The following is a 13,300-nucleotide window of genomic DNA, read 5'->3' on the forward strand; positions in this document are numbered from 1 at the left end:
GCGCTCAGCGAGGCCGCGGCCGGGATCCCCGAGCGGCTACGCCGTTCGGTGACCTGGGACCAGGGCGTCGAGATGATGCGGCATGCCCGGTTCACCGTCGCGACCGGGATCCCGGTCTACTTCTGCGATCCCCACAGCCCCTGGCAACGCGGTAGCAACGAGAACACCAACGGTCTGCTCCGCCAGTACTTCCCCAAGGGCACCGACCTGTCCGTCCATACCCCCGACGACCTCGCTCGCGTCGCCGCTCAGCTCAACGCCCGACCTCGACAGACCCTGGGTTGGAAGACACCATCACAGGTCTACGCAGAAGCCTGTGCGATGACCCCCTGAAGACAAGCGACCAAAATCCTCACTTCTTGCGGGTTGCCAGGCTGGCCCGTGCCCCTTTTGCCCCTCTTGCGGCGAATCGCTTGGCGCGGCGCGGCGCCGCATGACCCCCGACGGGCGACCTCGAGCTACCGCCACCGCCAGGCAGCCCGAGGATCATGGCGGTGGGGGTGGAGAGCGCGCAACAGAGCCCCGAGAAGCGGCCGAGTAACCCATCGACTACCACAGGCGATAGGCCGACCCTCCCTTCCTCGGATCAGGCAGCCCGCTTGACAGGCCACTTGTCTACCAAGATAGTGGTAAACGTGATCGGGGTGACGTTGTCCGCGCGGTGCACGGTGGAGCATGTTCACGTCACCAGCTGTCTGTGTCGCCACTGACACCGACTCGATCAATGCGCGCCGATATTTCGGCGATACCACTCCGCCCAGTGCGGGTCTTCTTTCTCAGCTAAGTAGGCGTTTTCCTGCGCGGGCGGGCACCTCACGTCACGCGGAGATCTGGCGCGCCATTTTCCGCCCGCATCGCATTGCATCGCAGACTGCATACCCGACGAAACGAGGAACAGCCGTATGACCGATCAGGCCCCGGGAGAGAACGCCAGGCCGGGCGCGCAGTCCACGAATGCGGAAGCGGGCACGGACACGGGCCTGCAGCCCGCGGACGCGGGCACGCCTGCGGCAACGCCGGTCGGCACGCCGCGGCGCCGCGATCCGTATGCCAACTTCCCGGGCCGGATCGGACGCACGATGGGCCAGTCGGAGCCGGCCTGGGCACCGCGGGAGACACCCGCACCCGGGGCACCCAACATCGTCGTGGTGCTCGTCGACGATCTGGGCTACAGCGACATCGGCCCGTTCGGCTCGGAGATTCCCACACCCGTGCTGGACCGGCTCGCCGACCGCGGGGTGCGGCTGACGAACTACCACACCATGCCGCTGTGCTCGCCGGCCCGAGCCGCCCTGCTCACCGGCCTGAATCCGCACCGTGTGGGCTATTCGCTGGTTGCGAACGCCGACCCCGGCTTCCCGGGCTACGGCATGGAGATCGCCGACGACATCCCCACCCTGGCAGAGATTCTCCACGACGGCGGGTATGCCACCTACGCGGTCGGCAAGTGGCACCTGACGAGGGATTCCGCCTCGAACGCCGCCGACGACCGGCGCAACTGGCCGTTGCAGAAGGGCTTCGAGCGCTACTACGGCGTCCTCGAAGGGCTGACCAGCCTGTTCCACCCGCATCAGCTGGTCCGGGACAACAGCCCGCTCGACATCGACGAGCTGCCGGACGACTACTACTACACCGACGCGATCACCGACGAGGCGATCTCGATGGTGAAGTCGCTGCGGGCGCACGACCCGGACAAGCCTTTCTTCCTCTACCTCGCGCACAACGCGGTGCACGGCCCGTTGCAGGCGAAGGCGGAGGATCTCGAACGGCACCGCGGCCGGTACGCCGACGGCTGGGACGAACTACGGGAGAGCCGGTTCGGCCGGCAGCTCGACGCCGGCATGTTCCCGCCGGGCACCCGACTGCCACGCCGCAACTTCGAGGCCGGATTCGAGGTCGGCGCCTGGGCTGACCTCTCCCCGGAAGAACAGCGCCTGTACGCCCGGTACATGGAGGTGTACGCCGCGATGGTCGACAATGTCGACCAGAACCTCGGCCGCCTGGTGGACACCCTGGAAGCCCTCGGGGAGCTGGACAACACCATCATCCTTTTCACCTCGGACAACGGCGGAACCGGCGAAGGCGGCCCGGAGGGCACCCGCAGCTACTTCAGCCGTTTCGTTCACTACCCGCTGCTTCCCGCCGACTGGAATCCCGACGTCGAGCGCGAGATCGACCTCATCGGCGGGCCACAGAGCCTGGTGCACTATCCCCGCGGCTGGGGAATGGCGTCGAACACCCCGTTCCGGCTTTACAAGGGCCAGACCCACGCCGGCGGGGTGCGGGTTCCCTTCGTGCTTTCCTGGCCGGCCGGCCTGCGCCGGACCGGGGCGGACGACGGCATCCGGGCGCAGTACCAGTACGTCACCGACATCGCGCCCACGCTGCTCGAGCTGGCCGGCGTGAAACGGCCCGAACAGCGCCACGGGCAGGTCGTCCAGGAACTCGACGGGGTCAGTTTCGTGCCCGTCCTGACCGACCAGAGCACGACCAGCACCCACAGTGAACAGTACTGTGAGATGACCGGTAACCGCAGTTACTACCGGGATGGCTGGAAGCTCGTCACCCTGCACCGGTTCGGCACACCGTACGACGACGGTGAATGGGCGTTGTACAACCTGGCCGAGGATCCGACCGAGATCGACGACATCTCCGCCGAGCACCCCGATGTCGTCGCGGCGCTGGCCGCCGCCTGGGAGGACGCCGCCTGGCGCAACGGCGTCTTCCCGCTCACCGACGCGAGCGGCGGCCTGGCCATCCGCAACCCGGCCGAGGAGCGCCTGCGCCGCCCGGTCATCCTGCTGGCCGGCACGCCGGAGCTTGAGCGGTACCGGTCCGCCAAACTGATCACGTTCCGGTCCTTCGACATCGACATCGACCTGACCTGGCACGCCGCGGACGACGCGGGTGTCCTCGTCTCGCACGGTGACCAGGGCGGCGGTTACAGCGTCTACGTGGAGAACGGCCGGCTCCACCTCGCCTACAACGAGTACGGCACGCTGCACGAGGTGGACGCCGGGCCGCTGGACGAAGGCGTGCATGCCGTTCGCATCGCGGTGGCGGCGCAGGCGGGCCTGCGCTGGGAGTGGCGGGTCCTCGTCGACGGAGTCGAGACGGGGCGGCTCGCCAGCGTCCACCAGCTGATCGGCATGGCGCCGTTCCAGGGGATCAGCGTCGGCGTGGACCGCCGCTCCCCGGTCTCCTGGCCCGTCCACGAGCGGCACCGGACGTTCCGTTACACCGGCCACCTGCGCAGCGTGACCTACACGTCCGGCGAGCCGGGTCCGGACGATCTCGAGACGCTGGTCCGGGTGATGCGGGAGGCCGCGGCCGCGTTCGAGTAGGCACAGGTGCGCGCGGGAGGCATGGGCGCCGGCACCCGCGTCCGGGATGCTTCCGATCTCGGGTCCGGCACCGGAACTGGTGGAACACGGGCATCGTCGCAATAGGTTGTGCAGTTCAGATGCTGGCCGACCAGGGGTGACGGTGCGCTGTGAGCAATGTGGAAACGGTTTCCGCCGAGATCCGGTGCCGGGCCGACGAACGCTCGGGGCAGGTCGTCGAGATCATCTCCCCGCACGACGTCCCGCTCGGCGGAGCCGACGCGATGACGGTGCGGCGCACCCTGCCCCGCCACAACCGCTCGATGATCGGCGCCTGGTGCTTTGTCGACCACTATGGTCCGCATGACGTCTCAGCGGGCGGCGGCATGGATGTGCCGCCGCATCCGCACACCGGGCTGCAGACGGTGAGCTGGCTGTTCGCCGGAGTCCTGGAGCACCGCGACAGCCTGGGAACCCATGCGTTCGTCCGCCCCGGCGAGGTGAACCTGATGACGGGCGGGCACGGCATCTGCCACTCCGAGGTGACCGCCCCGGGGACGACGATCCTGCACGGGGTGCAGCTCTGGGTCGCACTGCCCGACGCTCACCGCGACGCCCCCCGCGACTTCCAGCACCACGTTCCGCCGGTCGTGGACCTCGACGGCGCGACGGCTCGGGTCTTCCTGGGCGAGCTCGCCGGCGAGCGGTCACCGGTACGCACGTTCTCGCCGCTGCTCGGCGCCGAGCTCGTGCTCGCACCGGGAACCCGGCTGACGCTGCCCGTCGGTCCCGGCTACGAGCACGGCGTCCTGGTGGACACCGGTGACGTCGAGGTGACCGCGGGCGCCGACGCGGGCGCGGGTCCTCCGGACACCGCCGGGCAGCGGGTCGCGGCCGGCGAGCTGGGGTACCTCGCGTCGGGTGCGGCGAGCCTGACGCTGGACAACCCCGGCAACGACCCGGCACGGGTCGTGCTGATCGGTGGGGCGCCCTTCGACGAAGACATCGTCATGTGGTGGAACTTCATCGGGCGCAGCCACGAGGAGATCGCCGCCTACCGCGAGGCCTGGCAGAACCAGTCCGACCGGTTCGGCCGGGTCGAGGGGTACATCGGCGGCCCCGCCTGGCTGCCCGCCCCGCCGCTGCCGGAGGGCAGAATCAAGCCACGCGCCAGGCCGTGATCCACGGCGCTGTGAGCAAACCGCCACCAGCCGTACGGCCGTTCACGCCAACACGTGCACGGGACGATTCCGACGGCAAAGATGGCTTCGAACCTGTCGGTGGGCGGCACAGGACGTCCACCACGGAGCGGAGGAGGAACCGTGGCACGACGTCTCAGCTGCCCGTGTGGCGAATTCATCGAGGGTGAGGACGACGACGACCTCGTGGAGAAGACCCAGGCCCATCTCGCCGAGAAGCACCCGGGCCATGAGTACTCCCGGGAGCAGATCCTGTTCCTCGCGTTCTGATCGATCCGCGCCACTTCGAGCCCCGCGCTCCGGCCGCGGGGTGGGGCTCGGCAGCAGTGGAAGCTCGAAGCCTCAGCTCGAAGATCTGAGGATCTTGGCTGCTCTGGAGCCGGTCGCAGCTGGGCGCCGATCAGGATCGCTGGTCGGGTAGGCGAGGACGTTCGCACCCCACGAATGCGGCCGGACTCCGAGAGCCCGGTCTCCCGGTAGCCCGGTTTGGCGAGTCGCAAGAGTGAACGATTTTGGTCGTTCCGACGACCAAAATCCTCACTTCTTGCGGGTTGCCGGGTGTATTTATGCCCCTTTTGTCTCTCTTGAGGCGAACTGCTGGCGCTGTGCGGCGGTGCGCGATCATCGACGGGTGGCCGCGCGGGTGCGGTTCGCACTCCATCAGCTGTCTTGCTCGGCACCAGCAGCGACCAGAGGTTCGAAGCCCGGGATTTCGCTGCGCGCTGCAGAACGACCGGCACCCCCCATCACCGCGACCCGTCGAAGCCGTCGTTGCCGGACCCTTCTGACGTGCGGTTTTGCGTAATACGTGCGGTTGGGGTGTAGAAATACGCCGTTCAGGTCGGATCGCCCGGTGCGGGAACTCCCACGGAACTGGTAGGGGCCACCGGGCGCCGAGGAGACTGGAAGCGGGGGCATGCCGGACTCATCGGCTCTTGACGTGCTGGTCGGGCTGGCGTTGATCTTCGCCGCGTTCAGCCTGGCGATCTCGCGGATCAACGAGACCGTCCTCGCCCTGTTCCGCTACCGGGGGCTGCGGCTCGAAGCCGAGCTCCGTCGGCTCCTCGGCGGAATCCGCCAGGCCGGTGGCCCGGCGGATGGACCCGATGTCACCGCCGAGCTCCTCGACGGGCCGCTGCGGGTCCTGCGAGCCACCGGCAGGGACGCGCTGCCGGTGAACGTCGCCGACCATCCCCCGGTCAGCGGGTTCTGGGCGTCGATCCGCCGGGCCCGGCGGCTGCGGCTGCCGTCCTACCTGCCATCGACCGCGTTCGCGCAGGCCCTGCTCGATCTCGTGGACCCACCCGCACGGGTCATGCTGCACCAGCTCCGGCCGGAGAACCTGCCCGCGGAGATCCCGGCCGAGATCCGGGCGGCCTACCAGCGCGCGTATGACGCCGCGCGCCGGGTGCTCGACGAGCAGACCGCCACGGCCCTGCACCAGGCCATGCCCGCGGAGCACCCGACCGGGCGGGTGGTGGCCGCCGCCCTCGTCGCCGCCGTCCGGACCGGCGCCGTCGCCTCGCTGGAGGAAAGCCTCGCCGCGCTGCCGCCCTCCCCCGCCCGGACGGCGTTGACCGCCGCGATCGTCAAGGCCGGCGGCGACCGCGAGAAGATCATCGCCGATCTGGCGCGCTGGTACGACGACGCGATGGACCGCCTCTCGGGCTGGTACAAGCGGCACATCACCGCGTTCCTGCTCGCTTACGCGATCCTGCTGTCGGCCGCGTTCAACCTGGACGCCATCGCGATCACCCGGGCGCTCTGGCAGGACGGGACCGTACGGCAGGCCGCGGTGGCCGCCGCCGTCGCCGAGGTGGGCACGGCCGGCGACGACGTGGCCACCGGCAGCGGAACAACCACGGGCACCGACGTGACCGCGGATGGTGACGCGACGGTGGGTGAGGCCGCGGAGCGCAGCATCGAGGCGGTACGCGACGCATCCGGGCTGTCCATCCCGGTCGGTTGGGTCGATGCGTCCGACCGGCGCGACGACCCGCGGGAGGTGCCGACCTCGGTCGGCGGGTGGCTGCTGAAGATCGCCGGTATCGCGATCGCCTGTTTCGCGCTGACGGCCGGCGCGCCCTTCTGGTTCGACCTGCTGGGCAGGCTGGTGAACATGCGGGCCACCGGCCCGAAACCACGCGCCGCGAACGCCTAGGACCGGCCTCGGCACCACCTCGTCCCGCCGCCCCGGAGCACGGTCCTGGGCGCGATCCGGGGCGCGATCCGGGCGCGGTCTGGGGCGCGATCCGGGGCGCGATCCGGGCGCGGTCTGGGGCGCGATCCGGGGCAGAACGACCGCGCGACGGGCGGTCGCTGATCAACTCGATACCGACGACGCGGTCGGGGAAGACTTGCAGCGTGGGCCAGGTCTCGCGCGACGTGCAACGGCTGGAGCAGGCGGCCCGACCCAGGTCGCCGGGCCGGGATCCGCCCATGTCACCGACGCCCTCGCCGCTCCTTCCCGTGGTGCTCGCGGAGACCGAGCGCACCCGGGTCACCAGGGTTGCGGGCCCGACCGGTCCGCTGATCCGGAAGGAGGCGCTGGGCCGGGGTGCCGGGCGGCGGCTGCGGCATGAAGCGAAGATCCTCCAGCGCCTGGCCGGTGTCCAGGGCGTGGTCCAACTCGCCGCCGCGCCGGACGTCGAACACAAAGCGGACGTCGAGCACGAGACGGACATCAAGGAAAGCTCGGGATCAATCCTGCTGGAGGACATCAACGGCACGGCGCTCTCGGGCTGGCGCACGCCACTCGGGCCGGACCTGCTGCTCGCCGTCGCCGAAGCGCTGGCCCGGGCGGTCGCGGGCATGCACCACCGCGGTGTCGTGCACCGGGACATCAGCCCGGCGAACGTCGTGGCCACCCCGGACGGGGACGTGTGCCTGATCGACTTCGCGCTCGCCACCACGCTCACGTCGATGCGCAGCGAGTTCACCCACCACGCCGCGATCATCGGCACGGTCCCGTACCTGGCGCCGGAGCAGACCGGCCGGACCAGCCGTCCCATCGACCACCGCGCCGACCTGTACGCCGTCGGCGCGACCCTGTACGAGCTGGCGGCGGGAGCGCCGCCCTTCGGGGCGGACGACCCGCTGCGCATCATCCACGACCACCTCGCCCGGGTGCCGGTACCGGCGTCGGAACGAAACCCGGCAGTGCCCCGTGCGCTGGCGCAGGTCATCGCGCACCTGCTCGAGAAGGAGCCCGATGACCGCTACCAGAGCGCCGAGGGGCTCGCACATGATCTCGCCCTGATCCGTCGCGGCACGCCGCCGGCCCGCCCCGGAGCCCGCGACCGGTGGGACCGTCAGCTGACGTCGTCAAGGCTCGTCGGCCGCAATCAGCAGATCGACGAACTGCGTGGCGCGTTCCTGGCGGTCATGGCCGGCCAACCGCGTTCGGTCCTCGTCGAGGGCGAGGCCGGGGTCGGCAAGACGGCCCTGGTCGACGAGCTGAGGGTGATCGCGGCCGGTCACGGCGGCTGGTTCGTGGCCGGGGCGTTCGACCAGCACCGCCTCGACCAGGCACACAGCGGCTTTCTCCGCGCGATCCGGGCCCTCGGTCGGCTGCTGCTGGCGGAGCCCGAGGAACGCCTGGTCGGGTATCGGGACCGGCTACGTCGCGGTCTGGGCCGCAACGTGGGCCTGGCCGCCGCCGCGGTGCCGGAGCTGGGGGTTCTGCTGGACGTCCAGGCCGCGCCGGGTGACCTGATGACGAGGCGGGCCCGCGCGGCGCACACCGGCGTCGAGATCCTGCGTGCGGTCGCGTCGACGGAACGCCCGGTGGTCTGCTTCGTGGACAATCTGCAGTGGGCCAACCGAACCCCGCTGGGCATCCTCGAACCGATCTTCGGTGGAAGCGCGGAGGTGGACGGGCTGCTGCTGGTCGGTGCCTACCGTGCCAGCGAGGTCGGCGCGACCACTCCGCTGGCGGGACCGCTCGGTCACTGGCTCGGCCAGCCGCACGGGCCGCGCCAGCTGCGGCTGGAGAACCTCACACCGGCAGCCCAGGCAGCGCTGATAGCGGACGTCCTGCACGTCGCGACGGGACCGGCGGCCGAACTGGCACGCATGCTGGCACCGGCGACCCGGGGAAATCCGCGCGACACCCTCGATCTCCTCACCACCCTGCGCCGCGAGGAGCTCCTGGACCTCCGTCCGGGTGGCTGGCAGTGGGATCCGGAGGCACTGCGCCGCCGGCTGCATCGGATCGACTTCGCCGAACTGCTGACGGCCCGGGTCGCCGCGCTGCCGGGTGTCACCGTCGACCTGCTCGCGATGGTGGCCTGCCTGGGCGCCCACGTCGATCTGGATCTGCTGGCCGCCGCCACCGCACTGCCGACGGACGAGGTGGAACGACGGCTCGCCCTGGCGATCGAGATCGGCGTGCTGGTGCCCGAGACCGTGGACGGCGGCCGCCATTCGGTGCGGTTCCAGGACGACCGGACCCGCCAGACGGCGCTGGTCGGGCTCACCCGGCAGTCGCAGGACGCGACGCGCCTGCGGCTGGCCCGCAATCTTGCCGGCCATGGCGAGGACCCGGACGACCCGCATCCACAGCGCAGGGACGCGGAGTATCTCTCCGCGGCGGCGGAGCAGTACCTGCCGGTCCTCGGCGCCATCCACGACCCGGCGGAGCGGCGGCGAGCGGCGGCGCTGCTGCGAAGGGCCGCGGGCGAGGCGAAGGTGCTGTCCAACCACGCCCAGGTGGAGAGGTACACGGCCGCCGCCGCGACGCTGCTCGATCCGTCCGAGGTCGACGCGCTGCTCGCCGTGCACATCGAGCGGCACGCGGCGCTGCGCGACCTCGGCCTGCTCGACGAGGCCGACGAGGTCTTCCAGATCATCGACCGCCTGTGCACCGATCCGCTCCAGCGCACGGCCCCGACCGTGATCCAGATTCGCAGCCTCACCGATCGCGCGCGTGCGACCGAGGCGATCGGGCTCGGCGTCGAGCAGCTGAGACGGCTCGGGATGACCGTCCCGGACCACGAGCAGCTGGACGCGGAGATCGACAGCGGGCTCGACGCCGCCTACCGGTGGATCGACACCACGAGCGACACCGATGATCTGCGGCGCGCGGAGCTGGTCGACGAGGTGCGGCGCAGTGCCGTCAATGTGATCAACGGGCTCTCGCCGGCGGCGTTCTTCAGCGACCACATGATGCTCGCCTGGCTGACCGTGCGGACCCTGGCGATCTGGGCCCAGGACGGCCCGAGCCGCGCCCTGCTGGGGCCGGCGAGCCAGATCGCGATCACGACGATCACCCGCCGGGCCGACTACCGCGCCGGGCACCGCATCCTGCGTCGCCTGCTCGCCGTGGGCCATGCGCGGGGCTACGAGCCCGAGGTCTGGCTGGCGGAGTTCCATTACCTGATCACCTGCGGCCACTGGTTCGAGCCCCTCGAGCACAACCTCTCCGCGACCCGGCGGGCGCTGGACGAGCTCGTCCAAAGCGGCGACTTCCAGGGTGCCTGCTGGGCACATCACTGCCTGCTGTTCAACCTGCTGGACTGTGCGCCCTCACTCGACCTCATCGCGGCCGAGGCGGAGGCGGCGATGAAGCTGGCGACGCGGACCGGTAACCAGCGGGCCGAGGAGTCCGCGCGGGTCTTCCGCCGGCTCGTGGCGGCGCTGCGCGGCGAGACCGAGGACGTCCACACCGATGAGACGGCCGAGCTCGCCCTGATGGCGGGCAACTCGGTGGCCGTCGTGCACTTCCACATCACCAACGCGATCCTCGCCGCCGTCTTCGACCGCCCGGCCGACCTGGCCCGGCATCTCGCCGCCGTGGAACCGCTGCTCGCCCCGTTCGAGGCGAGCTACATGATCGTTGCTGCTCGTCTGCTGCGGGTGCTGATGCTGGCCCAGCAGATCCGATCGGGGCACCGGCAGCCGAGCACCGATCGCCCGCTGGCGGGGAATCCGCCGGCCGAGAACGCGCCGGCCCAGGACCCGCCGACGGGGAATCCGCCGGCTGGGGACGCGCCAGCCGGGGATCCGCGCGAGGAACTGGACGAGATGATCGTCTGGCTGTCCGGCCGGGCGGCCGACGCTCCGGTCAACTTCCTGCACGTGCTGTATCTGGCGCAGGCGGAACAGGCCTGGGCCATCGGCGACTTCCAGCGCGCCTCCTACATGTTCGACGCGGCGCACAGGGAGGCCATCTCGCGGTCCCGGCCCTGGCACCTCGCGCTGATCCTGGAGGAGGCTGCCCGTTTCTACCTGGGTCACGGGCTGGAGGTCGCGGGTCGGCTGCTCCTGGTCGGAACCCGCCGGGTCTACGCGGGCTGGGGCGCCACCGCGAAGGTCAACCAGCTCGACTGGGGCAGCCCAGGCCTGCGGTCCGGGCCGCCGGCAGAGGAACTGCTCGTCGGGGGCCCGCGGAAGCGGGCGGGCGGGCGCTCGCTCGTCACGACGGGCACCATCGACCTGCGGGGCATCGTCGCCGCGTCCCGGGCGCTCAGCTCGGAGACGAGCGTGGCGGGCCTGCGGGCCGCGGTCGTGGGGATCCTCTCGGAGATGACCGGGGCGACCGACGTCCACCTGCTGCTGCGTGACGAGGAGCGGGAGGCCTGGACGGTGACCACCGACGCCGGTCCGGCGATCTCCCTGCGGGAGGCGGGCCAGCGCCATCTCCTGCCACCGTCCGTCGTCTGGTACGCGGAACGGACCGGTGAGCCGGTTGTCGTCACCGACGTCGCGACCGACGACCGGTTCCGCCGCGACCCGTGCTTCTGCCCGCAGGACCGTTGCTCGCTGCTCGCCGTACCCATCTCGACCCGCGGCCGGCTCCGGGCGATGCTGCTGCTGGAGAACCGCATGATCAGTCATGCCTTCTCCGCGGACCGCCTCGAAGGGATCATGCTCGTCGCCGGCCAGCTGGCGGTCTCGCTCGACAACGCACTCATGTACGCGTCGCTCGAACGCAAGGTGGAGCAGCGCACCCAGCAGCTCGCCGCCGCGAACCGGCAGCTGAAGCAGCTGTCGGTGACCGACCCGTTGACGGGGCTCGCGAACCGCCGGCGGCTGGACGAGATCCTCGACCACGAATGGCGCCAGGCCCGGCGGCGCGGGACCCCCATCGCCCTCGCGATGGTCGACATCGACCATTTCAAGCTTTACAATGATCATTTCGGGCACGGCGCCGGGGACCACTGCCTGCGACTGGTCGCCCGCTGTGTCGCCGGGAGCCTGCAGGATCCACTGATCGCCGCACGCTACGGCGGCGAGGAGTTCGCCGTCGTCATGCCCGACACCGATGCCGCCGGCGCCGCCCGGCTGGCCCGGCACATCTGCGCGGCCGTCGAGGCGCTGGCCGAGCCGCACCCGCGGGTCGCCACCCGGGTGGTGACGGTGAGCATCGGCACGACGGCGCTCGTTCCCACCTCGCGGGACGACCTCGCGGGATTCGTCGAATGTGCCGACGCGGCGCTCTACCGCGCGAAGCGAGGCGGCCGCAACCGGGCCGAGGTGGTGCTGACCCGCCCGTGCCTGGCGGCGGTCAGTACATCATCCGCGGGTCCAGGTAGTGCTTGAACTCCAGCAGGTTGTCCGCGGGGTCGCGCAGCACGAGCGTCTGGTGCTCCTCCGCGAGGCCTTCGAAGCGGATGCTCGTGGGCCCGAACACGGGAATCCCGCGGAGCTCGACCAGGCGCAGCAGCCGCTCGAAGTCGGCGGCCTGGCGGAACGTCACGCCGAAATGGCGTGGGTACAGCCCGGGGGGCGCCGCCGCGGCCGGCCGCTCGACCAGATGGCAGACCACCTGGTCGCCGAAGAAGTCCAGGGTGATCCGGTCGGGATAGCGCCGGGCCAGCTTGCAGCCGAGCCGGCCGACGTAGAACTCGACGGCCTCGGCCAGGTCGTAGACCGGAATGGCGAGGTGGAAGGTGTCGCCGCTGTCACGCATGAGTGTCAGGCCCCCGCGCCGACGTCGAGCATCGTGTCGGAGCGCAGCCCCAGCCGCAGCGTCTCCAGGGCGATCACCTCGGCCGGCGCGATGTTGCCGAGGTTGACCTCCGTCCCGACCCGGCGCACGAAATAGGTCTGCAGGGTCCTGGTCGGCGCCTCGAAGAGGAGACGATCGACCGGGAACCCCGCGTCGAGAATGTCCTCGATCAGCCCGAAACGCAGCCGGCCGTCCGGCCGGCAGATCCCGCTGCTTCCACTTTCCCGGGCCTCTGCGATGACAAGCTCCGCACCTGCGTCCAGATCCGCGTGAATACAGTCGATCCAGCGCGACGGGGAGAGCCGTTCGGAGCGCTCACCGTCCTTGAAACCCACCTCGCTCAGCACGGTGAAATCGCCGGCCAGCTTCCGGATGAAAGCGCACTTCTCCTGGTTGGACAGGTCGATCGTTCCGTTCGAGACCTCGACATGACTACAGGAGTGGACGTGGCAGAACTCCCGGAAGTCCTCGAAGCGGTTCTGCATGACATGCTTCTCGAACAGCGTCCCACCGAAGAAGTAACCTATTCCGAGCGATCGCAGTGTCTCGGTCTTGCGGTCGAGGTCGGCGGTGACGACGGACGTCCCCCAGCCGAACTTGACCAGGTCGACCAGGTCCGCGGCGCTGGCCACCGCATCCTGGAAGTAGCCAGTCGGAAGACCGTTGTCAATCACCATCGTGATGCCTCGGGTACGAGGTCTCACCTGCCGCGAGGGAAGTGCAAGCGCGGTCCGAGACATGGTTCCTCCTTCGCCGGTCCGTCGAGCCAGACCTTCGCCCCGGGAGATTAAGAAACCCTGAAGGAAGCATTCAGGCCGGCCACGTGT

Annotated in this window: 8 protein-coding genes; 6 read left to right on the plus strand and 2 right to left on the minus strand. The window is 70.3% G+C overall.

The annotated features are described in order from the left end of the window. From AWX74_RS26800 to AWX74_RS26825, 6 genes are all read left to right on the plus strand, one after another. On the plus strand, positions 1-333 hold a 333-nt coding region (locus AWX74_RS26800), incomplete at its 5' end, for an IS30 family transposase (protein WP_114476425.1). Between the two features lie 569 nt (positions 334-902). Further along, complete coding sequence (locus AWX74_RS26805) at positions 903-3,344, plus strand: arylsulfatase (RefSeq protein WP_207550422.1); 2,442 nt, start codon at positions 903-905, stop codon at positions 3,342-3,344. A gap of 149 nt (positions 3,345-3,493) precedes the next feature. Beyond that, positions 3,494-4,504, plus strand: coding sequence for a pirin family protein (locus AWX74_RS26810; protein ID WP_091282697.1), 1,011 nt, complete (start codon positions 3,494-3,496; stop codon positions 4,502-4,504). 141 nt (positions 4,505-4,645) lie between these two features. After that, positions 4,646-4,792 (plus strand): hypothetical protein, encoded by a 147-nt coding sequence (locus AWX74_RS26815; RefSeq protein WP_006538181.1) that lies wholly within the window; start codon positions 4,646-4,648, stop codon positions 4,790-4,792. Positions 4,793-5,438: 646 nt separating this feature from the next. Next, the gene (locus tag AWX74_RS26820; protein ID WP_091282700.1) at positions 5,439-6,683 is read left to right on the plus strand and encodes a hypothetical protein; all 1,245 of its coding nucleotides are present in this window, start codon (positions 5,439-5,441) and stop codon (positions 6,681-6,683) included. A gap of 278 nt (positions 6,684-6,961) precedes the next feature. Then, on the plus strand, positions 6,962-12,064 hold the full coding sequence (locus tag AWX74_RS26825; RefSeq protein ID WP_091282703.1) for a diguanylate cyclase: 5,103 nt from the start codon (positions 6,962-6,964) through the stop codon (positions 12,062-12,064). Here AWX74_RS26825 and AWX74_RS26830 read toward each other — a convergent pair. Together AWX74_RS26830 and AWX74_RS26835 are read right to left on the minus strand one after the other, a co-directional pair. Further along, positions 12,030-12,434, minus strand: a complete 405-nt coding sequence (locus tag AWX74_RS26830) for a VOC family protein (protein WP_091282706.1) — start codon at positions 12,432-12,434, stop codon at positions 12,030-12,032. The two genes, AWX74_RS26825 and AWX74_RS26830, sit on opposite strands and share 35 nt — an antisense overlap. A 5-nt stretch (positions 12,435-12,439) precedes the next feature. Beyond that, positions 12,440-13,213 (minus strand): phosphosulfolactate synthase, encoded by a 774-nt coding sequence (locus AWX74_RS26835; RefSeq protein ID WP_091282708.1) that lies wholly within the window; start codon positions 13,211-13,213, stop codon positions 12,440-12,442. Between the last annotated feature and the right edge of the window lie 87 nt (positions 13,214-13,300).

It is taken from the genome of Parafrankia irregularis, from assembly GCF_001536285.1.
Lineage (GTDB): Bacteria > Actinomycetota > Actinomycetes > Frankiales > Frankiaceae > Parafrankia > Parafrankia irregularis.